This window comes from Rudanella paleaurantiibacter (genome assembly GCF_009184635.1).
GTDB lineage: Bacteria > Bacteroidota > Bacteroidia > Cytophagales > Spirosomataceae > Rudanella > Rudanella paleaurantiibacter.
This window is the reverse complement of the sequence record NZ_WELI01000011.1, coordinates 1-24,429: the sequence shown is the minus strand read 5'-3', so window position 1 is coordinate 24,429 and position 24,429 is coordinate 1. Positions and strand designations below refer to the sequence as shown.

At 57.2% G+C, this 24,429-nt stretch carries 13 protein-coding genes; 9 read left to right on the top strand and 4 right to left on the bottom strand.

The features are described 5' to 3' along the window. Window positions 1-31: 31 nt before the first annotated feature. On the bottom strand, window positions 32-4,156 hold the full coding sequence (locus F5984_RS21795; RefSeq protein WP_152126342.1) for a hybrid sensor histidine kinase/response regulator transcription factor: 4,125 nt from the start codon (window positions 4,154-4,156) through the stop codon (window positions 32-34). A gap of 257 nt (window positions 4,157-4,413) precedes the next feature. Between F5984_RS21795 and F5984_RS21790 the strand changes: the two genes are divergently transcribed. The 9 genes from F5984_RS21790 (at window position 4,414) to F5984_RS21750 (ending at window position 22,259) form a co-directional block, all read left to right on the top strand. Next, window positions 4,414-6,258, top strand: a complete 1,845-nt coding sequence (locus F5984_RS21790; RefSeq protein WP_152126341.1) for a glycoside hydrolase family 88/105 protein — start codon at window positions 4,414-4,416, stop codon at window positions 6,256-6,258. A gap of 26 nt (window positions 6,259-6,284) precedes the next feature. Further along, complete coding sequence (locus F5984_RS21785; RefSeq protein ID WP_185155609.1) at window positions 6,285-9,677, top strand: SusC/RagA family TonB-linked outer membrane protein; 3,393 nt, start codon at window positions 6,285-6,287, stop codon at window positions 9,675-9,677. A gap of 21 nt (window positions 9,678-9,698) precedes the next feature. Further along, window positions 9,699-11,567 (top strand): RagB/SusD family nutrient uptake outer membrane protein, encoded by a 1,869-nt coding sequence (locus tag F5984_RS21780; protein ID WP_152126339.1) that lies wholly within the window; start codon window positions 9,699-9,701, stop codon window positions 11,565-11,567. 344 nt (window positions 11,568-11,911) lie between these two features. Next, window positions 11,912-12,880, top strand: coding sequence for a DUF5017 domain-containing protein (locus F5984_RS21775; RefSeq protein WP_152126338.1), 969 nt, complete (start codon window positions 11,912-11,914; stop codon window positions 12,878-12,880). Between the two features lie 139 nt (window positions 12,881-13,019). After that, window positions 13,020-14,330 (top strand): DUF4861 family protein, encoded by a 1,311-nt coding sequence (locus F5984_RS21770; protein WP_185155608.1) that lies wholly within the window; start codon window positions 13,020-13,022, stop codon window positions 14,328-14,330. Continuing rightward, window positions 14,327-17,494, top strand: coding sequence for a hypothetical protein (locus tag F5984_RS21765; protein ID WP_152126336.1), 3,168 nt, complete (start codon window positions 14,327-14,329; stop codon window positions 17,492-17,494). Before F5984_RS21770 ends, F5984_RS21765 begins: the two co-directional genes overlap by 4 nt. 19 nt (window positions 17,495-17,513) lie before the next feature. Next, entirely contained in the window at window positions 17,514-19,316 is a 1,803-nt protein-coding gene (locus tag F5984_RS21760) for a hypothetical protein (RefSeq protein WP_185155607.1), read from the top strand. Between the two features lie 11 nt (window positions 19,317-19,327). After that, window positions 19,328-20,563 carry an SGNH/GDSL hydrolase family protein gene (locus F5984_RS21755; protein WP_152126335.1) on the top strand — a complete coding sequence of 412 codons (1,236 nt, stop codon included), beginning with the start codon at window positions 19,328-19,330 and terminating at the stop codon, window positions 20,561-20,563. An 826-nt stretch (window positions 20,564-21,389) separates the two neighbouring features. Then, window positions 21,390-22,259: a DUF5694 domain-containing protein gene (locus F5984_RS21750; protein WP_152126334.1), complete on the top strand. Its 870-nt coding sequence runs from the start codon at window positions 21,390-21,392 to the stop codon at window positions 22,257-22,259. Window positions 22,260-22,293: 34 nt separating this feature from the next. Here F5984_RS21750 and F5984_RS21745 read toward each other — a convergent pair whose 3' ends face one another. From F5984_RS21745 to F5984_RS27040, 3 genes are all read right to left on the bottom strand, one after another. After that, window positions 22,294-23,262, bottom strand: coding sequence for a DUF4886 domain-containing protein (locus F5984_RS21745; RefSeq protein WP_152126333.1), 969 nt, complete (start codon window positions 23,260-23,262; stop codon window positions 22,294-22,296). 68 nt (window positions 23,263-23,330) lie between these two features. Next, complete coding sequence (locus tag F5984_RS21740) at window positions 23,331-24,044, bottom strand: sulfite exporter TauE/SafE family protein (RefSeq protein ID WP_317163135.1); 714 nt, start codon at window positions 24,042-24,044, stop codon at window positions 23,331-23,333. 36 nt (window positions 24,045-24,080) lie between these two features. Then, entirely contained in the window at window positions 24,081-24,278 is a 198-nt protein-coding gene (locus F5984_RS27040) for a DUF4249 family protein (protein ID WP_152126331.1), read from the bottom strand. Between the last annotated feature and the right edge of the window lie 151 nt (window positions 24,279-24,429).

Here is a 24,429-nt window from a genome sequence, read left to right as displayed (position 1 = left end):
TGCCCGAAGCCGTCACCTCGTTTAGGCAGGGTTAGGGTGACAGCTGCCCGGCAAGTTTATCGCTCAGATATTCGCTGGGTGCTTTGCCAAACTGGTTCCGAAACGCCTTGCTAAAAGCCGACGCACTTTTGAAGCCAACTTCAAAGGCTATCTGCGAAATATTCAGCCGACGTTCGAGCAGGAGTTGCTCCGCGTGTTTGAGCCGGAGGTAGTAAATAAATTCGACCGGGGTTTGATCAGTGAGGGCTTTCAGTTTTCGAAACAGGTTGCTCCGACTCATGTTTACCCCTTCGCCGAGTTGCTCCACACTAAACTCATCGTTGCTCAGGTTGGCCGTTACAATATCCATCACTTTTTGCAGGAAAGCCTCGTCGAGCGGATTCCGGGCGATGTCTTTGGGAAGAACGGCCCCACCCGCCCGAAACTTTTCGAAGAGCCGTTGCCGAGATTCCAGCAGGCTCTGCACCCGCACCCGCAGCAGTTCGGGGTGAAACGGTTTGGGCACGTAATCGTCGGCCCCGGTGCCAATGCCTTCAATATGATGCGCAATAGCCGAACGGGCCGTCAGCAAAATAAGCGGAATATGGCAGGTGTTCAGGTCGGTTTTGAGCGTGCGACAGAGGGTAATCCCGTCCATTTCGGGCATCATCACATCGCTGATAATCAGGTCGGGTTCGCGTTTCCCAATCGCTTGCAGAGCCTCCACCCCGTTACCCGCCCGAACGATTCGGTAATTGTCCGCAAACAGCCCTTCCAGATAATCGAGAATGTCATCGTGATCGTCGGCAATGAGCAACACCGGCCGGTCGTCAAGCTGAGGCAGGGTTGGGCGAGCGGGCAAAGCCGGAGCCACAACCTCCGGCATTACCGCCCGAACCACCGGCGAAACCGAGGCCATGAGCGGAGCAAGGGGCGCGGGCAACGTGACCGTAAAGCAGGTCCGCCGACCGGGCTCACTCTCCACGCTAATCTGACCGCCATGCAGTTCAACCAGGCTTTTGGTGAGCGAAAGCCCTACGCCCACGCCATACTTATTGGTTTCCGACTGGAAAAACCGCTCGAACAGGTGCTGCCGTTCGGCGGGGGTGATGCCTTTCCCGGAATCTTCTACCTCAATCGTCACCTCCTGCCGACCGGGGTTCACGGTCAGCCTCAGGTAGACATACCCGCCCGAGGGCGTAAACTTGATGGCGTTGTTCAGGAGGTTGTTCAGAATCTTCTCCAGCTTGTCGGGGTCGCCAGCAAACCGCAAAGTATTCACCGAAGCCGTAAACTGGTAATCAAGCCCATTTTTTACCGTCAGGGGTTCAAAACTATCAAACACCTCACGGGCAAAGGCCACCAGGTCCAGCTCCTCCGTTTTGAGCTTAAGCTTACCCTGTTCGAGCTTCTGAAAGGTCATCAGCTCATCGAGCAAATGAAGCAGTTTGCGGCAGTTGCGTTGAATCAGCTGCACGGTCGCGCGGGTTTTCCGGTCGAGGGCAGGATTGGTCAGTAAGTCCTCAACAGGGCTGGTAATAAGCGTTAGTGGGGTTCGGAACTCATGCGAAATGTCCGTAAAAAACTCCAGCTTGAGGCCGTTCAGTTTCTGCATCTGCTCCTTCTCACGCTGCTCAAACAGCAACTGTTGCCGTTGGCGGGCCACCAGCAACAGGTACCGCCCAACCGCGTACAAGACGCCCGCCAGCAACAGCACATAGAGCGTGTAGGCCCACCATGTTTTCCAGGGGGGCGGCAACATCTCCACCGTCAGCACGGTGGGCGCACTCACCCAATGCCCCACGTTGTTGGCCGCCCGCACCTCAAACCGGTACGTACCGGGGTCGAGGTTGGTGTACGTAGCCGACCGGTTGCCTGCATCGGTGAGCGTCCAGTTTCGGTCGAAGCCCACGAGCCGGTAGGCGTACCGGTTCCGGGCGGGGTTCACAAAATGAAGCGCCGTAAAACCCACCGTAAACACATTGTTACGGTAGTTCAGTTGGAGCGTAGGCAAGTCAGAAAGGGCGCGGGGCAGTAGAACGTCGTCGTTCAACGTCTGCCCGATACCCACCTCCCGGTTAAACAGTTTGAGGTTGTCGATTACTACCCGCGGGGGCGAATCGTCGGTTGGAATCCGGGCGGGATCGAAGAGCACAAACCCGTCGGCAGTGCCAAACACCAGCCGACCGTCGGGAAAGCGGTAATGGCAGTTATGGCTGAAAACGAGGGTAGGCAGGTAAACCCGCACCGACGCCCGGGCGGGCTCGAACCGCACCAGTCCTTTGAGCGTGCTAATCCACAAATGGCCCTGCCGGTCGGGCAGAATCCCGTTGACCGAAGGGTCGGGCAGGCCGTCTTTTTCGGCATACTGCGCCACCGTAAATGGCCCCGGTGCCGAAGTTCCCGCACCTCGGGAAGCGGCCCCGAGCGTCAGTTTATTCAGGCCCGACTCAGTGCCCACCCAAATGGTGCCTTTGGGTTGCTCAACAATGGCGTAGACCGTTGAGCCTAGTAGCCCCCGCCCAGCCGACGTAGCCGACAGGTGTGTAACCTGCTCCGTGTTGGGGTTCAGGTAAAACAAGCCCGCATTTTCAAACCCAATCCAGATACCGCCCCGGTGGTCTTCAAAAATAGCCCGCACCAGTTCGGCATTGGCCGCTTTGATGGGAATGTTGGTCCGCGCCCCGTCAGCCCCGATACGGAGCAGCCCCTGCCGGGTGCCAACCCAGACCCGCCCGCGCGAATCGGTCAGCATGGCAAATACGGTGGTTCCCGGCAGCACGTCGGTCACGGCCGAGGGTTGCCCGGCATCGAGCCGAAACACCCCGTTGAGCGTACCCACGTACAGGCGTTGCGCGCTGTCGATAGCTACCGAGCGATGGTAGTTCTGAAAACCGGCATCGGCCCCCAACCGATAATACGCCGACGAGCGGTCGGTGGGTTGGTACGCGTACAGGCCCGATTTGCTGGTGCCGAGCCAGATGGTGCCCCGGCGGTCGGCGGTGATGCTGCGGACCTGATCTTTCGATTGTTGATTGGCAAAGGTGAAATACCGGAAGGGCATCTGACCCAGATCGAGCTTGTTCAGACCCATTTCGGTGCCGCACCAAAGCACCTGCGTCCGGTCGAGCAGGAGCCGGTACACCCGGTCGTGACTAAGGCTTTGTTCCACCACGGGGTTGTGCTGTACCAGTTGCAAACGGGCGTCGGGTTGCCCCAGCCGGTCTATGTGGGCCACGCCCCGGTTGGTACCCAGCCACACCCCCCCGGTGGGGGTAGGGCAGATGTCGTAAATCTCGGTACGGTCGAGGGAAACCCCACTGCCCGCAAACCTATTGACCGGCTCAAAGCCCGTGTAGCGGTTCTGTTTAGCATCGAAACGGAGCCGGAGTAGCCCGTCGGCCCCCGTGCCTAAGTACAGTTGCCGGTTCAGTTCAACAACCGACCAGAACCGCTCGCCGTACGGACCGGGTCGGGCCTGTACCGCAAAGTGCTGCCCGGTTTGTGTCCGGGTATCGAACCGCACCGGCCCGGCATTGGTCGCCACCCAGAGGTAAGGGCCATCGGAGCGGATAATCCGGGCAATGTAATCGTTGAGCGGGTATTGCCGCACGGGCCGAAATGTCCGGCGCACCGGGTCGTAAGCGCACAGCCCGCCCGCCGTGCCAATCCATAATATCCCCTGCCGGTCGAAACAGAGCGAGGTAATCAGGTTATTGACTAACGAATTGGCCCGGCCGGGCTGCTGCCTGAACGTGGTAAACTGCTCCAGTTGGCGGTCGAAAAAGCTGAGTCCTTCTTTGGTGCCAAACCACAGGTTCCCGCTGCTGTCTTCACAGATGGCATTGATCCAGTTTCCGGCCAGCCCATTGGCCCCTGGTTGCCGGTAGAATTTCCGAAACGAGTACCCATCATAGCGGGCAAGGCCATTCATGGTGCCCACCCAGAGGTAGCCCTGCCGATCCTGATGAAAGGCCCGGGTGCGGTCGTCGGGTAGGCCCTGTCGGCTACGGAAATGCTCAAACAGGAGGTCAGAGATTATAACCGGTCGGTTTTCGGTTTGCAACCCCGGCCCGGCATGGGCCACCTGCGTAGCCAACAGCGCGGCCAGAAGGCACAGCCATCGGACCAGAAACAAAGCGCAACGTATAGTTCGGTAAGGATAGACGTCCATCATGGAAATAAGCGACAGTCACGGTCTTGTCAGCCTGGTAACCCCCTTTCGTTGTCCAATTTGACCCGGAAGCTTCCCATTTTCCGCATGTTGCAACACCGAAACCAGCATTTGCAACACTCAGACAAGCCCGGCGAGCCGCCAGAAATAAACTTTGTGCAAAATAATACCGCCAAGGTTCTATTTCACCCATACCCTATTGTTTTAGGCTATTTCTCAACCTGTCTGGCCCAGACAGAACGGCTTTCCAGATCATACGCATGAAAACGGTTTCTGTATTCCTCATTGCCCTGCTCGGCTGGGGCGGCAACACAATGGCTCAACCGGGCACGCCCGAAACCCCGCTCGCCGTGGTGAAGCGCATTGGCGACAAGCTCATCCGCGACACCCCCTTCCGGTACCAACTGGTGCCCCGGCCCGTGGGCCAGACGTTCAACGGCCTGCACGTGGTCGATTTTGGGCGGAGCCTGACCCTCGGCAAACCCGCCGTGGCCTACGCCTATACCCACCTCACCAGTCCACAGGCCCAGACGCTCACGATGCAGGTTGAGCACAACGATGGCTGTAAAATCTGGCTCAACGGGCAGGTGGTGTACGAAAAAGAAGGCGACCACACGATCAAACTAGAGCATGAGGAGCGTAGTATCGAGCTCCCCAATCAGCTGCAACTGACCCTGAAACAAGGCCCCAACCAACTGCTCATCAAATCCGAAACGCGGGGCAACGAATGGCGGGTGTACCTGCAACCGCCGAGCCAGAAAGGGGCTATTCTGGCCCAGAAAATAAACTACCCGGCCATTGGCCTGTCCAACGTACCCGACGTAGACCCCCGCGTGGCCAAAATGACCAATTGGCTCATTATGGGGCCGTTTGCCAACCCGGTCACCGCCAATACCCGCACGGGCCTGCGCACGGCTTACGGGCCCGAAAAAGAGATTCGATTTGGGCGGATGTACGCCGGTCTCGATAGCCCCGTGACCTGGACCATCCCGAAAGTCGACGTGCTGGGTGATCTAATCGACTCCAAAGAATGGGGCACCAACTACCACTGGAATTACCATAACGGCGGTGTTGCCTGGGCGATGCAGCACCTGGCCGAACTATCGGGCCAGAAACAGTACAACGAATACGCTAGTCGGTTCTGCGACTTTCAGCTCGAAAGCATTCCGTTTGTGAGCCATCAGGTAGGTGCTCTCAACGCCGTTACCTCGGCCAATTACCACCTGGTAAACACGCCCCTGCTCGATTTCACGCTCGCGCCCTCTATCCCGTTTGTGTACCGACTGCGGCAGCAACCGACGTTTGCCCGACGCTCGGAATACGTGCAGTTTATCGACAACATGCTGCACTACGCCCAAAAAGAGCAGCTTCGGTTGCCGGGTTCGGGCATTTACACCCGCACCACACCGGAGAAATACACCACCTGGGTCGACGATATGTTTATGGGCATCCCGTTTCTGGTGCAGGCTTCGCGCTATGTGACCGACCCGGCCCAGAAAAAAGCCTTTCTGGATGATGCCGCTAATCAGGTCATAGGCTTCAACGAGCAGGTTTGGGATGCTGACGCCAACCTGTACATGCACGCCCGCTACTCCAACCGCCCGGCCAAGCTCCCCCACTGGTCGCGGGCCAACGGCTGGGCGGTGTGGGCCATGAGCGAGGTGCTCATGAACCTCCCCGCCGATCACCCCCGGTACAAGCCTATTCTGAATCATTTCCGCAAACACATGGAATCGCTGGCTCGCTGGCAGGACAAGAGCGGGTTCTGGCTCAACGTGCTCGACCGCCCCGACTCGCCCAAAGAGGTATCGGGTACGGCCATTTTCGCTATGGGCATGGCGCGGGGTATACAGCACGGCTGGCTCGACGCCAAACGGTACAAATCGGCAGTCATGAACGCCTGGGAAGCGCTCAAAACCCAGGTTGAGCCCGACGGCACGGTGCACAATATCTGCATGGGTACCATGTGCTCCGAAGACGTGAACTACTACCTCACGCGCCCCTTCTACGACAACGACACCCACGGCCTGTTTGCGGTGCTCTTTGCCGGTATCGAAATCGAAAAAATGCTCAATAACCAACCCCCGACCCAATCGGGACGCTGATTCAACCCGCTTTCACTCGTATGATTATGACACCAACTTTATCCTTATCAATCCACCCTCGGGCGGCACAACGCCCCGGCCCACTCCAGTTGCGGCCTGGCCGACCACTCCTCCTGGCCCTGTTGCTAACCCTGCTGACCCTGTCGTTTGCCTCGGCTCAGCAAACCCGTATTTCCGTGACCGGCACCGTAACCGACGCCAAGGGAGGCACCCTGCCGGGCGTGAACGTGGTGGTGCAGGGCACCAACACCGGCACCACCACCGATGCCGACGGCCGGTTTTCGATTCAGGTGGCTTCAGAACGCAGCATCCTTCTGTTCAGCTCGATTGGCTTTCTGAAAAAGGCCGTGACCGTGGGGAGTCAGAAAAAACTGACCGTCACCCTTGCCGAAGACAATAACAGCCTCGAAGAGGTGGTGGTTGTGGGCTACGGCGAAGTACGCAAGAAAGACGTGACCGGCTCGGTGGGCAAAGCCAACGTGGAAGAGATGCAGCGGGCCCCGGTGCCCTCGTACGATCAGGCACTTGCGGGCCGCATTGCCGGGGTTGTGGTTACCTCCGGCGATGGCCAACCGGGCTCAGCCGCCAACATTGTGGTGCGGGGCAGCTCGGTGAGTCAGGACTCGTCGCCCTTGTTTGTGATCGACGGGTTTCCGATTGAGAACATGGACATCAACGCCATCAATCCCAACGACATTGAGTCGCTCGAAGTACTCAAAGATGCCTCGTCGATTGCTATTTACGGAGCGCGCGGGGCAAACGGGGTTATTCTGATTACCACCAAACGGGGCAAACCCGGTCCGGTCCGGGTTACGTACAACGTGTCGGGCGGGATTCAGCGCGACGTGCGCCGGGTGAAGATGATGAGCCCCTACGAATTTGTGCGGCTTCAGCTCGAACTCGACAGCATCACGAGCACCCCGGCTGCGCCCTTCAACCGGTTTCGGGCCATTTACCTCGGCCAAAACGACCCCAATAAAACCCTCGAATCGTACCGCAACGTAGCCGGTACCGACTGGCAGGAGCAGGTGCTGCGGCAGGGCTCACAAATGACCCACTCGCTCAACATCAGCGGGGGCAACGCCGACACCCGGTTTGCGGTGTCGGGTTCGCTTTTCGACCAGAAAGGGATTGTGATCAACACGGGTCTGCGCCGGTACGACGGCCGTTTCAGCCTCGACCAACACATTCGGAGCCGCCTGAAAGTTGGGCTGGCGGGCAGCTACGCCAACACCTCCACCTACGGCACCGTACCCTCAGGGGCCAACGGGGGCGGGGTTATTCAGGGCATGTGGCAGTACCGCCCGGTAGCGGGCCTGGGCAATCAGGACCTGGCCGCGGCCCTCATCGACAGCATCGCGTTTCAGGATTTTTCGAGCGGCAACAGCACAGCCTCGCTCGGCGACAACCTAATTAACCCGTTGGTACAAGCCCAAAACGAATACCGCAAGAATATTAACAACACAGCCACCATCAACGCCTATCTGGAGTATTCGTTTCTGAAGAATTTCAAGCTGCGCGTTTCGGGCGGCCTGAACACCACCACCCTGCGGCAGGAAACGTTTTACAACTCGCAGACCATACAGGGCAACCTGTTTCGCAACGCGGCCGGGGCCATTGCCAATCCCAACGGCATCAATGGGGGCTACACCAACGTGATCAATGGCAACTGGCTCAACGAGAACATTCTGAGCTACCGAAACCGGTTTGGTAAAGACCACAGCCTCGACGCCCTCGTGGGGTTCACGTACCAGTACGCCCGCACGGCCTCGCACGGGTTCCGGGTCATTAACATCCCGCCCGCTACGGAGTACCTCGGCATTATCAGCCTCAACACCGGCACCGCTACGGGACCGGCTACGTCGGGTTCGCACTGGCAGATGTTCTCGTTTCTGGCCCGCGCCAACTACACCTTTCGCGACCGTTACCTGTTTACGTTCTCGGCCCGGTCAGATGGTTCGTCGAAGTTTACGCCCGGCAAGCAGTGGGGCTACTTCCCATCGGGGGCGTTTGCCTGGCGGTTTGGTTCGGAGCCATTCATGAAGAAGTTCAGCAATATTCTGAGCGATGGCAAACTACGGCTCAGCTACGGGGCTGTGGGCAACAACAAAGTGGGCGATTTCAGCTATCTTTCGCAATACGGAGCCCTCAACACGGGTCACGGCTACCCCTTCAACAATGCCTACAGCCTTGGGGTAGTGCCTTTTTTCTACGGTAACGACAACCTGACGTGGGAAACCACCAACGAGTTTGACCTCGGTTTGAACCTGTCGTTCCTGAACAACCGAATCGAAATTGAAGCCGATTACTACAACCGCCGGACGCGCAACTTTCTCCTGGGTGTACCACTTCCGTTTCTGGCAGGTTACAGCAATGGAACGAACTCACAGTTTCAGAACACAGGAAACCTCCGCAACTCAGGCTTTGAGTTTACGTTGCAAACCACCAACGTGCAGCGCAAAAACTTTAGCTGGACGAGCAGTTTTAACATCAGTTTCAACCGGAGTAAAATCCTGAATTTTTACGATGGTCTCGACGCCCGACTCACGGCCTGGGGCCTGCCCGGTGGCGCGTCGGCCTGGATTGCCCGCGCCGGAGCCCCCATCTCGCAGTTTTACGGCTACAAATGGGGGGGCGTGTACCAGTTTGACGATTTCGACCGACTGGCCAACGGCTCGTACGTACTCCGCAACGGCGTACCTACCTACTCAGCCAACGTACAGCCCGGCGACCCGAAGTACGTAGATATTAACGGCGATGGGGTGGTAGACGCCAACGACCAAACCACGCTGGGTACTCCTCTACCCATCCATACCGGTGGTCTGTCGAACAATTTTACCTACAAAGGGCTTACGCTGAGCGTATTTGCCCAGTGGAGCTACGGCAACAAAGTGCTCAACGCCAACCGGATCGCGTTTGAGTCGACGGGTGGGTATTTCCTGAACGGCAATCAGTTTGCCACCTACGCCGACCGCTGGACCCCCTCGAACCCAACGAATGATATTCCACGCGCCCGCTACAACCTCAAGGGCGATGCTGGTTCGCCTAATCCCCGGCCTTCGTCGCGGGTAATTGAAGATGCGTCGTTTTTGCGGATTAAAACGGTACAACTGAGCTACGGCTTGCCCGCCCTGTGGGCCAAGAAGATCAGTGCCAACAGCATCCGGGTGTTCGGCTCGGCCCAGAACCTGTTCACGTTCACCCGGTACTCGGGCATCGACCCCGAAGTATCAACCTACCGCTCCCCGAACCCAGCCAACAGCCCCATCGGTGGCACGGGCGTCAACGCTGCGGCAACCGGCACGGGCTACACGTTTATCCAACCCAGTTCGGGCTATTCGGTGCTGGCGGGTGGCTACGATTTCACGCCCTACCCCCGCGCCATTACCATTACGGCCGGTGCTACCGTCACGTTTTAACCGTCTTTTCAGCGCAATTCCATGAAAAAATCATACATCACCATGTTGTTAGGTTCGGTGCTGGCGCTGACCACATCGTGTCAGAAAGACGTCAGTCTGGAACCCATCTTTTTCCGCCCCACCACATTTACGTCTGAAGCCCAGCTTTCGGGACAGCTGGCGGGCGTGTACAACGTACTCTCGCAAGACCAGCTTTATGGACAGGGCCTGTGGGGCTACCTGGTTGCCGGGGCCGACGAGAGTTTTCGGAATGGAGTTACCAACGGCACCATTCTGACCGAGTTGTACAACATTGGCAGCAACGAGGCCAACATTGGCAACTTCTGGCGAAATCTCTACATCGGGGCCGAACGGGCCAGCGTGTTGCTCGACGTAGTGGATATTCCAAAAATGGACGAAACGGCCCGGAACAACATCAAAGGGCAGGCTATGTTTCTGCGGGCGTTTTACTACTATCTGCTCGTGACCCACTTCGGCGATGTGCCGCTGAAAACCCAGCTCACCACGGATATGGGCACCAACTTCAACCTGCCCCGCACGCCAGCCAAAGACGTGTATCAGTTCATCATCGACGAGATGACGAAAGCCCAACCGCTGGTGCAAACCATTCAGCAGACCGGTACGCCCACCATCGTAACCCGGTCGGCGGTGCAGGCCATGCTGGTACGGGTGTGCATGAGCATGGCGGGTAACCCTGTCAACGACGGCGCCAAGTACCGGCTGGCGCAGGAATGGGCGCAAAAACTGATTACCAGCAACGCACACAGCCTCAATGCCACGCCCCTGCCGCAGGCTCCGAACACCCCGGCCTACGCCCGGCTGTTTATCAACAACATGCAGAACAACGTAAACGACCCCAACATCACGGAAGGGATCTGGGACGCGGCTTTTCTGTCGAAATCGAACCAGACGGGGGCGTTTGCCGCTACGGGCTTCCCCGTTACACAACAGTTGGGGGCACTAATGGGCGTAACCAGCCCGAACGCCAGCGCCAACGCACCGGTAGGCTTTTCATCGGGCACGTACCGGGTACACAACCGCCTGTTCCGGCTCTTCGCCCCCGGCGACCAACGGCGCGACTGGGCCATTGCCCCGTTTATCTACCGCGACAACACCACCAACCGGTTCGATATTCTGCGCGTAAACCTGACCGGCGGAGGTGGCACCGGAGCTACTGCACTCGCACTCACTTCGCCTACGGGGGCTATCAGCTCTATTGTGATCGAAAATCCGGGGCAGGGCTATACCTCAGCGCCCACGGTGAGTTTTTCAGCTATTGCCGGCACCGGGGCTGCGGCCACGGCCGTGGTGGAAGGGGGCCGGGTTACCGCGGTTAACGTGACGGCTGCGGGTAGCGCCTACCCCACCGCCTACGACCGACCCGTGGGCAAATGGCGTCGGGAGTACGAGCTGAACGTGCCGCAAGTGCGCTTGCAGAACAACACCTCGTGCAACTTCCCGATTATCCGCTATGCCGATGTGCTCCTGATGGCCGCCGAAGCCGATTTGCGCATCAACGGGACACCGAGCGCGCAAGCTGTGGAATACTACAATCAGGTGCGTCGGCGGGCGTTTGGGCAGAACCCACGCACACCGTCGCCCACGGTCGATGTGGCTACATTTTCGGTGCAGGACATAATGGACGAACGGTCACGGGAGTTGTGCTTTGAGGGCGTCCGCCGGGCCGACCTCCTGCGCTGGGGCATGCTGCAACAGGCGATGCAGCGGATTCAGGCCGACGTAGCGGCCAATGCACCTTCCACGTTCCAGACAGCTGCTTCGGTAGCCGCCAACAACCTAGTGCAGAATTTCCCCCGCCATGCCCTGCTACCGATTCCGGCCACCGAAATCGACCGGGCACCGGCTATTACCCAAAACCCTGGCTGGTAAAGGGGTTTCTGGTTTATCGTTTTTGGTTTTTAGTTCAGGAAAAGCGGCTTATCAGACGCAACGCAAATCAAGAGTAAAGCTAGACATAACCCTCTGTGAAATAACGTGAGTTATGGATAATGCGCACTGTACAACCCCTGTCCCACAAGTAGTTGCTACGCAAGGGCCTTCGACAGGCTCAGGCTGACTGGGGGCTCTCAAGACGAATGTCAGCCTGAGCCTGTCGAAGGCCCTTGCGTCAGCTAGTATGCATAATTCACGTTAAAATAGAAGGTTGCTGGCACCCGAACGAACATGGCTTGACCAAAAACAATAAACCAGAGCCCAGAAACTAAACATCCATCATGAAAGCAATTCGATATTCAATAGGCATCATGACCCTGCTGGCCAGTTGCCAACTCGTTCAGGTTGAGGCTCCCGACCTCTTTTCCGTTACGACCGAAAAAACAACCTTCCGCGTGGGCGAGCCCGTCCGGTTTAACTTTGCGGGCGGCAACATCGACCAAGTCGTTTTCTTCTCCGGCGAAATTGGTCGCCGGTACGAACAGCGCACCCGCACAAGTGGCACAGGCGAAAACCGGCTCGTGTTTCAAAGCTCTATGCAGCAGGGCGTTTTGCCGGGTCAGGATTCGCTGCGGCTGCTCGTTTCGACCAATCTGACCGGGTACGATGCCGCCAGCGTAACGGCCGCGCGCTGGACCGACATCACCACCCGCAACACCCGCTGGCCCTCCACCCTCGCCACCACCTTTACCACCTCGGACTCGGTGAATCTGAATGATTTTGCCACGGCCGAAAAGGTGAACCTCGCTTTCCGGTTTATTGGAAAACAGAACCCCGCAGCGGCTCAGCGCCGGTGGCAGATACAGAATGCGGTGCTGATTAACCGGCTTCCCGATGGCACCGTTACGAACCTCTTCAACACCTTTGCCAACACGGGTTGGGTGCAGGTAAGCCTTAAAAACAACGCCGTCGCCTGGAACGTCGGAACGGCCGGGGTGTCGGCAGCCAACAGCCTCTCGAACACCAGCGGGAGCCTAATCCGAACGGCTTACCCCATTTCGCTCGACCCCGGCACAGCCACCGGAGTTGAAGACAACGACGACTGGCTCATTACCTCGGCGGTGAACCTGAAAACGGTGCGCCCTGATGTAGGCTTAACCGTGAAAAACACGGGGGCCAACATGCCCCCAGCCTACCTGTACACCTTTACGCGGGCGGGCACCTATACGGTCACATTCATCGGCATGAACCGCGACGTAGACACCGCCAAAGAGGTGGTTCGGCAATTGCAACTGACGATAACCCCGTAGAGACCGGTCCGCCGGAGCGGCAAAATATTGCGTCTCATCAGCCGGATGGTTCATCAGCCGGATGGTTTGGCTGGCGCATGATGAGACCGGTCCGCCGGTGCGGCAAAATATTGCGTCTCTACGATACCTCATTACACGTATGTTCCTTTCTCACCTCCTCATTCTCTTACTTTTAACCGGCGGGGTAACTTCTGTGCCAACGCCACCGGGCAAAAAAATCGGTACGCTGCAGGTCAGCAATGCGTCGGCGGTGGGGCTGACCCAGAAAGCAGTTCGGCTGGGTCGCAAGGTACTTGGATTAGCCCCCAACACCCGGCTGTATCCGGTGCTGCTCGATGAAACGGGTCAGCTCATTCCGGCTCAGTTAGACGATACCGATGCGGACGGTCAGTGGGATGAGCTGTTCTGGGTGATGGATATTCCCGCCAAAACAAGCCGCAAGCTGATGGTGCAGCTCGTGGATACGCTGCCCGTTTATCCGAATCAGGTACGGGTGCGGTTTGGCAAACGCAGCAGCGCCTATACCCCCGTGCGGCCGCTAACCGAAGACACGTTTTACGCCCACGAGTTGCCCATTCGGCAGGGTTACCAACCGTACCAAACCGACGGCCCGACCTGGGAAAACGACAAAGTAGGATTCCGGCACTACTTCGACGGACGCAACGCTAAAGACTTGTTTGGCAAACGAAGCCCGGCCCTCTCACCCGATAGCGTCGGGCTCACTCCCACCAGGGCCGTGGTCGACAATTACCACGTTCTACGCGATTGGGGCCGCGATGTATTGCCGGTGGGGAATGCCGAAGGGCTTTCGCTTGGGCTGGGGGGCGTGGGTTTGCAGATTGGCAACGAGCTGTACCGGGTGGGCGTGATGGCTACCGATTCGGTGCATACCGTCGAAAGCAGCCGACTCCGGGTATTGGCCTCTGGCCCGGTCAGGGCCGCTCTGGAACTCGATCATCGAAACTGGAAACCCCGCCCCGACCGCGACTACCGACTGGTGGAGCAACCCACCATCTGGCCGGGCATGTACGCTTACCAGAACACGGTGCAGGTACATAATCTGCAGGGCGACGAAACCCTGCTGATTGGCTTACCCCGCGTGGCTACCCCGAAGTCTGTCGAACAACTCCAGACTGACGATTGGGTGGCCTTGTTCACCCACGACAAACAATCGTATAACCGCGAACACTGGCTCGGACTGGCCATTGTGGTGCCCCGGTCCCTGTTTGAGGGCGTGGGCGAAGCCCCGGCCAAAGGACCCGTTGCCCTCAGTTACTACGCCCGGCTGAACGCCAGGGCGGGTAAGCCCCTCACTTACTACGCGCTGGGCAGCTGGGAATTATCGGACCCCGGCTTTCGGGACCCGGCCTACTTCCGCGAATACCTGCGTCAGTTTATGCAACAGATCGCGCAACCCGTTGCGGTGAAAATGATTCCAAATTCTCCATGAGTTACCCAGTAAGAATATTTGTGGTTGGGGTACTGGCCTTGCTTACACCGAACGTCCAGGCCCAATTGGTTACGGCCCAAACGCCCACAGTTTTGCCTAAGGATACCCCCTCCTCGGCCTTGTCGATACTGTCGGCCCCTCCGCAGGACAAGGGTCTGCCTTACACGCGCTCGGCTCAGAAGCGGGCCCTGTCGGCTCTGAAAAACACCATTGCCCTGTGCGCGGGCGGGCGTTACGCCTACGTGTACGGCTACAAAGTACGGCTCGATACCCTCGATATTCTCCGGGGCGAAGCCTTTCGGCAAAACGACAAGCTGTTTGTGCCCGAAGCCGCGGCCGGGCTGGCTCAACTGAATCAGTTTACCCCCAAACCCATGCCGGCCGGTCTCAACCTCCTGGCCGACCGCTGGGTGTACGACCTGCCCCGCACGGCCATCAAACTGCCTCCTTCGGTCGAACGCCGGAAGGTTGGCAACCAAACCTACATAGCCCTGACCGACTATGCCCGGCACCTCGGTCGGCAAGTAAAACAAACACCCCGTGGCCTGTTGCTGATAGGCACCGGCCCCATTGGTTACGACGAAGCCAAAGACCCCGTGCTGGCCGACGCGATCATCAGCCTGTTCGATACGCCCGAAAAATACATTGAGCCTCAGCTGGCTACCCGTTACATTCCGTTTCTGAACAAACAGGGCGACGTGACGAAGCACGCCCGCATCACACCCGCCCAACTGGCCGACCTCGACGGCCCCGAACCTACCTGGCCCGAACCGCCCCGGTCCAGCTACGACCTGACCGGTTTCAACGCGCAACTACTGGGGTCGGTCGTACCGGCACCGGGCGTGTACCCCCGGCTGTTGTTCAGCCCGCAGGATATTCCAATGCTGCAAGCGCACATCCGGGCCAACAAGGTGACCCAAAAAGCCCTGATTGAGATGGAAGTGCTGTTTGCCAAAAGCTGGTTGAACCCACAGAGTAGCGACGGGAAGGTTTTTGAACAGCTGGCATCGGGGGCCCTGGATACGAAAGCCGTGGTCACGGGCAACGCAGGCCCAGCAGCCTATCATGTAGCCGCCCTCACCAACGACCACAAGCCGGGCATTTTCAACACCCACATCAATTACGTGAGCAACTGCCTCACCACTATGGCGTTGTACTGCCTGCTGACCGACAACAAAACCCTCGGCCGCAAAGTCGCCAACGCGATTTGCAGCTACTACCGTCTCGTGGAGCCCAAAGTAGACGAACACCTGCGGACCTCCGACTCAGAGTTTGGCACCAGCCCCGACAATGCCGGGCATTCCGTTCATCAGTGGCGGGGCATGCACACCGTGGTGCCCCACATGGACCTCGCTTTTTCGCTCGATTTTGCCGGAGCCTTTATGACCGATACGCAGCGCCGGTTTATGCAGCAACTCATTGCCAAAGCCACCTACGGCCGCCGAACCAACGGGGGCGATGGACCCCGCCGGGCCTGGCGCGACATTAACCACGTAACCTGGCACCTCACTCACCACATCTGTCAGGCCACGATTGAAGGGCTTGACGGTTTCGACCCGGAAGGATACGCATCGGGCAGCGAACTCACCCGCGATTTTCTGACCTGGGGCATCGACGAAGACGGGTTCGCGTTTGAAAGTAACGGCAAAAGCGGAGGTGGCCTTCAGTTTCAGATTCTGGCCATGATTGTACAGGCTCGCCGGGGCGACAACCTCTGGGGGCATCCGCACTGGCGGAAATTCCTGACCGGACAGGCGTACATGACCGCGCCCAACGGCCGCGAAACGGTAACGAGTGGCACCTGGGGCGGCAGCCCGCTCAGCGCGCAGGCCATCTCCGAAATCAAAGCGTTCTACCCGAACGACCGAGCAGCCGACTGGCTCCTGAGTACCCAATACCCCAACCTCGACTGGGCAACGTTCGACCTGGCGGCCTACCGTAAGCAAATCGAGTTGAACAGTGACCGACTGCGGTTACCTGGCCCCACCTACCCCGGCTTTGTGCTGGGCTTCCCCTACGCGGCCGACTGGAAACCCACCCGCCGGAGCGACCTTGCCCTTGACAACTCCTGGAAAACGGACACGTACGGCTACCTCTCGGCTACCAGCGATTCGACCGCCGATGCAAGCTGGATGGCCCTACACGCCCGTGCCAACCATTACATCGGATCGGGGCACCACCATGCCGATTTGGGGATGTTTTACTTTTCGGGCCTGGGTGTGAACTGGTTTACCGAATCGCCGTTTCCGAAAACCTACACGGGTAAAAACCACAACCTGGTTATTATTGACGGAAAGGCCGAAGCCGACGGACCACCCGCCGGGGTGCAGTATCTGGGTGTGCAAACAAGCCCACAGGTAAGTTTCGGAAGTATCGACCAAACGTATGCATACACCTGGCAGTGGTGTACGCAGGTGATGGACTGGGGCACCGGCTTTTCACGGCTCGACTCGGCCGTGGCCCGAAACGGCTGGGAGCTGGAGCCCAACCCCGATTTGATTCGGTATTTCCGGGGAACAAAACGCTACAAAATGCGCCCGTGGTGGCCAACGGCTAATTTCTCAAACTGGACCCCAACCCTGCGGGCGCTCTGGAACCCGGTGCAGTATGTGTACCGGTCGGCCGGGTTGGTACGGGGAACCCACCCGTACGGACTCGTGGTGGACGATGCCCGAAAAGACGATCAACCCCACCGCTACGAGTGGGCGGCCATGCTCGCCAAAGGGGTTTGGCAGGCCAACGTCCCGAATCTGCCCACGGGGGCCGTGGTGCTGGCGCACCGTTCTGAACTGGAAAAAGGCTGGGCGAAACCAAAGCCACAGGCCCCTCTGAACCCGAAAGCGGGTGACCCCCTCCTTCTGGTGTACGACCTGGAAGCCAACACGCCCGCCGTGCAAACCGCCACCGATGGCCCCGACGAAGGCAAAGGCCCTCAACCGTACAACCGGTTAACCTTTACCCGAACGGCCGACAAAGCCCGTTTTCGGGTATTGATGCTGCCATTTCGGGCGGGAGAGGCATTACCCAACATCTCCTACCAAAATAATCGGGCGGTGATTCAGTGGGCCGATCAGACCGATACGCTTATTTTTGACGACTCAACCGACAACCGCACCCGAATCACCGTAAACCGAAACGCTCTGACCATCGGGCAAAGCCGGTAAAACAGACCCTATCCAGACAATGACCTTCGTTCGCACAATGATCCCGCTGCTGAGCCTGAGCGCCTTTCTTTTCCTGTACGCACCTGCCTGGGGCCAACCCTCGACCGCCATTCAGCTGAACTCCATCCGGCTGAGTCAACCGCAACAGCAAACTCTGTTGAAACTGCTCGAAGGGATTCACAAACGGTACGACGAGAAGGCCCGGATGCTTTCGACAACGGTAGACGGCTACCAGTACCACCGCGACGCCACTTCGGGCACTTTGCACGAGATTCGGGGGTCGATGGTGTACGCGCTGGCCCTGCTCAACACCGGCGACGCCCAACTGCGCGACCGAGCCCACGGTATCATTGCCCAGTGCGTAGGCTTGCAGGACACCCTGACCGGCTCCCCTACGCGGGGCATCTGGGGGTATTACCTCGAAGAGCCTTTACAAACCAAGAAGTCGCCCCCGGATTTTAACATGGCCGACTTCAACGCCGTGACCCTGCTCGACATCTGGATGAGCCACGGCCCTACCTTGCCCCCGGCCTTGCAACAGGCCGTGCGTCGGTCGCTGGTGTTGGCGGCCGGGGCCATTCAGAAACGAAACATGGGGCCGCATTACACTAACATCGCCGTGATGGGCAGCTACGTAACCTACCTGGTTGGCCACCTGTTTGACCTGCCTACGCTGCAAACCTACGGCCGCGACAAGATTGAAACCCTGTACCAATACACGCTGCAAAAAGGGGGCTTCACCGAATACAACAGCCCAACTTACACCATTACGGCCCTGGAAGACCTGAACCGGATGCAGCTGCACATTGTGGAGCCGGGCACCCGCCAACGGATTGATTCGTTATACAATCTGGCCTGGTCGATGCTTGCCCGCCACTACCATCAGCCTTCGGGTCAATGGAGTGGGCCACACAGCCGGGCCTACCGGTCGTTGGTGTTGCCGGGTTTTTACAACCTGTTGCACGAGGCTTCGGAGGGCAAACTGTTCGCTGAAAACCCCAAAGCCCTTGATTGGGGCAATTATGGCCGGTTACGACACCGGCTCCCCGCCTATTTGCTCTCGTACTTCACCAAACCTACATTTCCGCGCACCGAACGCGACGTGTTTGAGCCCGATGCCCCCCCGATTGTTGGCACAAGCTACCTCACCGACCGTTTTGCCCTTTCGTCCAGCAATCGCTCGTCGATGTGGAATCAGCGTCGGCCCCTGCTGGCATATTGGGGAACGCCCGACAAGCCAAAGTACCTCCAACTCCGGTTTCTGCACGATGAGTATGATTTCAGCTCGGCCAGTTTTTACAGTGAACAGCGCAATGGCAAGGTGCTGGCGGCTATCAACCTGAGCAAAGGGGCAGGCGACAAACACATTCATATCGATTTGCTGAAAGACGGCACGTTTGAGGCCCGTGACCTCCGGGTACGGTTTGAGTTGGGCAATGTGCAGTTGCCCGATACGCTGCGCCTGCCCGAAGGTCCCAACCAACCGATTCGGCTGGTGCTCGAAGGTTTACCCCTGAACCTCAATCTGTTCGAAGCTACCCTCGACGGGCGGCCCGGCCGATGGGAAAAAGGTGGCAACGCAACCACCGCCTGGCTCGACTACGTTATCTACAGCGGCCCCACCACCCGTTTCGACTTAAACACCATCCAGAAAGCGGTTTGGGGGCTAACCCTGTCGGTTGGGGCACCCACGCCCGACCCGAACGCCATGCGGCCCCAAATTCAGCCCGACCCGGCCGTGTTGAAAGCCACGTGGCAGGGTATGAGCCTTTCTGTTCCTACACAAGTATTACCCCAGCCCAAACACGTAGGCTGGTATTAATAAACCGTTTTATGCGCCAACTCACGTTTCTTTTCCTCGTTTTGCTTTCGTTTTCAGCCTCGGCTCAGGATAGCATTCGCTCGGCCACCGAAGCCAACTACCGCGGAGGGCTCCCCTATTTCTTCGCGTCGATTAAAACGGGTCAGCCGGTTCGGGTGGCGTATCTGGGTGGGAGCATCACCCGCGCCGATGGCGGCTGGCGCGACCAAACGTTTCGGTGGTTGGGGCAGCAGTACCCGACCGCCCGGTTCGAGCCGATTATGGCGGCCATCGGCGGTACCGGCTCCGACTTTGGCGCTTACCGGGTGGGGTCTCATGTGCTCGCCTTCAAGCCCGATCTGGTGTTTGTCGAATTTGCCGTGAACGATCAGGGCCGACCCTCGCGGGCGGTGAAAGCGTCGATGGAAGGCATTGTCCGGCAGATTCGGCAGGCAAACCCCCAAACCGACATCTGTTTTGTGTACACATTTTCAAAACCGCAACTGGAGAACTACAGTCGCGGGCAGTTTCCGGTGTCGGCCTCGGCCATGGAAGCCGTCGCCGACCACTACAACCTGCCTTCGGTGGCAATGTGTCTGCCCGCCGTGCGGCAGGTGCTCGACGGCCAGATGATTATGCAGGGTAAACCAAAAGACTACCCCGACAAACCCGTTTTTTCGGAAGATGGTGTGCACCCGTTGAACGAAACCGGGCAGCGGGTCTATGCCGAAACCGTTCAGAAGCATCTGCTTGCGCTGGCTGGGGTGGGTAAACCGGCTCGTCGGCGGCTACCCAAACCGCTCGTTGCCGATAATCTGGAGAAGGCCACGCTTATCCTGGCCGATGCCGTCGACCGGAAGGGAAACTGGCAGGCTGTGGACTCCGTGACACGAGGCAAGGCCTACGCGCAGTTTTTGCCCCGGGTGTATGCCACGACCGACACAGCCGCAACGGTTCGGTTTCAGGCCAATGGTACGAGCTTCGGCATTGTCGATGTGGTGGGGCCGGGTGCTGGACAGATCGTGGTGAAAATTGACAACGACCCTCCCCGGTATCTGGACCGGTTCGATGCGTATTGCACCTATTACCGGATGTTTTACAGTCTGATTTCGGGGCTGAAACCGGGTCTGCATCAGGTCGAGATTCGGGTGTCGCCTACCCGGCTGGACAAGGCCGCCATCCTGAAAAAGCGTAACCAAACCATTACTAATCCGGCCCTGTACGAAGCCCACGCGTTTTACTTGGGCGGGATACTGGTGCAACAATGAGAACGTTCATCCTGCTCCTTCACCTTTTGGGCGGTTCGGCCTACTTTCATACAAACGATTCATCGGTTAAACGCCAAGAATTGTTTTAACGTAAATTATGGATAATTTGTAATACAACTAGCTGTTGAACAAATGATTGCTAACGCAAGGGCCTTCGACAGGCTCAGGCTGACTAGCGGCTCTCAAGTTTATAGTCAGCCTGAGCCAGTCGAAGGCCCTTGCGTCAGCCATTATGCATAATTCACGTTGTTTTAAGTAGTCAGACTGCATTGAGTGTATAAGTAACAATGTGAGTACTGGACATTAGACGTTAGACCGCCATATATACAGGTAGTAAGTCTAACGTCCAGTGTCTGAAGTCCGAAGGTCCAGTACTGAGATGAACAATGTGAAATGTATGATTAAATAGCTGATTGTCAGCAGGCAACCCAATTACTCATTATGCATTTTACATTCTCTTAAGTAGTGGAGCAGAACTAGTTTAGACTCTGCTTTTGTCATCCCGACGAAGGAGGGATCTTACAGTTAGTTAATTAGAAAGATCCCTCCTTCGTCGGGATGACAAAAGTGTCTGTTTTGAATCCTTCTGTTTAATTCTGCTCCATTGCTTATTTGAAACAAGCTTTTCACCGTTCCAACGACATTAGTATCCTGATAATGACCTGTTTCAAAGATCACTACTCCGACAACCCTGCCCTGTCATTTGAATGCCAAACAATAGTATTCTACAAACGTATTTTATTCCTCATCAATTGATAGTAGTGACTACCTTATATTTACACATTCAAGCCATTTATATATTTACAGTACTCATCAACGCCTAAAAATGACACACCTGTTGGGCAAGGTTGCTCTTGTCTTTCTCTTTCTGTCTAGTCGAACTCCGGTGGCTCTCGCGCAGGAGGCACCGTCTGCCCAGGTCATGATTGTGGGCTTCGATCACCTCAATCAACTTTACAATAATCAGCCCCAATCGGATGTTTACAGTACCAAAAAACAAGCCGAACTGACCAAGCTTAACAACTGCCTGATGGAGTATGCCCCCGATATGATTTTGGTGGAGGTGGACCCGAGTGAACAGAGCCGCATCGACAGTTTGTATCAACTTTTCTCAACGGACAAGTTATCGCTCTCGGAAATAAAAGAGGGGCGTAGTGAAACCTTTCAGGTCGGGTTTGTTCTGGCAAAACGGCTAAAACACAAGCGAGTCTATTGCGCCGATCATTACGAAGCCACTGCCCAGTCGCTGCTGGCCGAAGGCGAAAACATTGAGGTATTCAGGCAAGGTTTGCAGCAGCTTCAAGGGTTGGCTCGCCCCTTGAAAAAACAGGTGCAACAGGACAGCGTGTCGGTATACGATTACATCACCCGGCTAAACCAACCAGACCTTATTTCGTTCACCCACAGGCTGTTTTACAACCTACCTGCGGCCGTAGTGGACGGAGAATTTTCCAAAACCGCCACCAACACGGTCGACGTAAGTAAGGTAGATAAACGCTACATCGGCGCAGAATATATCAGTCTGTTTTACAACCGCAATCTGAAGATTTACAGTAATGCGCTGCGTTATCAACGGCAGTATCAGGGCAAACGGCTCCTGCTCATGTTTGGCGTGACCCATGTGGGTGTTCTTCAGGAGCTTTACCGGGTCAACCCTGCTTACGAACTGGTTTCTCCGCTTTCGTACTGCCGTTAATTAAATTTGACTGCCAGGCCAGGCTTACGACTCATTACTCACCAAGCCAAACCGGGCGTGATTTTGCCAGCCGGCGCTCTCGCCTGACGGTCGACCAGGCCGTTTTTTTGAGCTTGCGGGCAAACGATTCATCAACTTCGGCGGGCCGGAAGGTCAGTTTACGGGGCGATTCGTTGAACAGGAACCCGTACCACACCAGCCCACCCAGATAGCAACCGGCCGCATTGGCATGGTGCGAATCGAACGCCAGCCTGGCTCCATCCCAGCGGTAGCCTACATGCAGCGAATGGGTTTGGTTAGGCAATGCCGGAGCTTGAGGCTGGGCAAAATTGTAGGCCGGGTCCCGATGGTACGCCCATTTAGAGCGGCTACCGACGCGCCAGAAGGCATCGCCATTGGGGATGATGGGCAGGCCCAGCTCATTGGCAATAGCATGGTAGGCCGCTCTCGATTTTTGCCACATCTGCGCGGCATTATCCGCCGAATCGCCCTCGGCAATCCGGCTAAAATCATTGGAATCGGAGCGGTACGCCCAGGTTTGGTGGATAACCACTGTCGCGTTGGGCTGCAACTTCCGAACATAATCGTAGAGCTTTTGGGCATAAGGGCGGTATGTGGCCGGGTCGCCGGAAAGGATAGAAGCCTGCTGAATCGTCACGACATCCCATACCCCATCAGACAGCAACATTTTCAGCGACTTACCTCCGTAGGGTTTCCCGTTGGGGTCGGCCGGGTCGCGCTCGGCGGCCTCAACGTGGCTCCAGTGCCGTTGTAATGAACTTCCGCCAATTTCGGCCCGACCGATGATGAGCGGATGCCCGCCCTCTTTACTCAATTGCGGCAGATAGCGCGATGCGTTTTGCGAAAAACTATTGCCGATCATGAACAGCCGCAGGGGTTTCGCACCCTTGCCCGAAGGCGTTTGCGCCTGAGCAACGCCCAGTAAAAAAATCAGAAACAGAAAAACGGAACCGGGTCGGGCAATGGGTTGGTAGGACTTCATGAAGCGGGTTTTGGTTTCATAAGGTCGGTCTGCTGACTGCCTACCCATTAACCCACCGCCTTTCAACGCTACGAAACCTCGCGCAGGAGGATGTAAACACCCAGCAGGATCACAAAGTAACCAAACGATTTTTTGAGCCGCGACCCCGATACGTACCGCGACAGGTACGTGCCAATAAAAACCCCTGTGATAGATAGCAGCGTGAAACAGAGCAAAAAGGGCCAGTCGATAGCAACATGACGTAGGTCGCCGGTGAAGCCAATCAGTGATTTCACGGCGATGATGAGCAGCGATGTCCCAACGGCCATTTTCATGGGCAACCGCGCCAATAGCACGAGTGCCGGAATAATCAGAAAGCCCCCTCCTGCCCTAACCAGTCCGGTCAGCAGCCCAACAAGAGCACCCTCGGCTCCAATCAAGGGTAGTTTTAGACCTTTGGTCCGGCCCACCCTACCCGTACGGCCCCCGTCGCGAATCATCGACAGGGCGGGCCCCAGCATGAGCAGACTAAACAGGACCATGATTAATCCATTACGGGTGAGCATAAGCGGCCCCACGGCACCGAGTGTTTCGGGAATGGCCGGAAGCAGAAAATGGCGCGAGACGTACACTGCGACAAACGAAGGCACCGAAAAAACCAGTGCTACCCGATAGTCGACCTGTCGCTGCCGCATATACGTGATAGCCCCCACGAGAGAGGTGGTTCCGACCACAAAGAGCGAGTAAGCCGATGAGGTGACCGGGTTTATGTGCAACAGGTACACCAGAATGGGCAAGGTCAGAATGCTGCCCCTCCACCATTAACCTGATTTCAATTTTCACAATCGTATAGTGACGGTATCGCTGTTGTACGACAAAATAATGCCGTATCCACCTTTTACATTGGAGTAACGTACCTGGGGCGGCTGAAAAGCCTGAAGAAACCCTTCATTTGCATTGAAAGCACGGTTATACTCAAAGTACCCCCGATTCGCGCGGATTAAACTTACGCGTAACTGATCCACTTTGCCTCTCATGCCCCCCGATTGTACGGGTCCTTCTAGAGTGTGTGGACAATTAGGATAAACTTACCCAATCCTACGATCTTTGTGGCATGAGACGCTATGAGATCACCGAGCAGGAATGGACTAAAATCACCCCTCTTCTACCAGGACAGGCAGGCTCAGC

Excerpts from the sequence above, each read along its gene's own strand:
- F5984_RS21770 (WP_185155608.1), top strand. The coding sequence starts at position 13,020 with ATGTTCCTTTCTCACCTCCTCATTCTCTTACTTTTAACCGGCGGGGTA.
- F5984_RS21755 (WP_152126335.1), top strand. The coding sequence starts at position 19,328 with ATGCGCCAACTCACGTTTCTTTTCCTCGTTTTGCTTTCGTTTTCAGCC.
- F5984_RS21790 (WP_152126341.1), top strand. The coding sequence starts at position 4,414 with ATGAAAACGGTTTCTGTATTCCTCATTGCCCTGCTCGGCTGGGGCGGC.
- F5984_RS21795 (WP_152126342.1), bottom strand. The coding sequence starts at position 4,156 with ATGATGGACGTCTATCCTTACCGAACTATACGTTGCGCTTTGTTTCTG.
- F5984_RS27040 (WP_152126331.1), bottom strand. The coding sequence starts at position 24,278 with ATGAGAGGCAAAGTGGATCAGTTACGCGTAAGTTTAATCCGCGCGAAT.
- F5984_RS21785 (WP_185155609.1), top strand. The coding sequence starts at position 6,285 with ATGACACCAACTTTATCCTTATCAATCCACCCTCGGGCGGCACAACGC.
- F5984_RS21760 (WP_185155607.1), top strand. The coding sequence starts at position 17,514 with ATGACCTTCGTTCGCACAATGATCCCGCTGCTGAGCCTGAGCGCCTTT.
- F5984_RS21775 (WP_152126338.1), top strand. The coding sequence starts at position 11,912 with ATGAAAGCAATTCGATATTCAATAGGCATCATGACCCTGCTGGCCAGT.
- F5984_RS21765 (WP_152126336.1), top strand. The coding sequence starts at position 14,327 with ATGAGTTACCCAGTAAGAATATTTGTGGTTGGGGTACTGGCCTTGCTT.
- F5984_RS21780 (WP_152126339.1), top strand. The coding sequence starts at position 9,699 with ATGAAAAAATCATACATCACCATGTTGTTAGGTTCGGTGCTGGCGCTG.
- F5984_RS21750 (WP_152126334.1), top strand. The coding sequence starts at position 21,390 with ATGACACACCTGTTGGGCAAGGTTGCTCTTGTCTTTCTCTTTCTGTCT.
- F5984_RS21745 (WP_152126333.1), bottom strand. The coding sequence starts at position 23,262 with ATGAAGTCCTACCAACCCATTGCCCGACCCGGTTCCGTTTTTCTGTTT.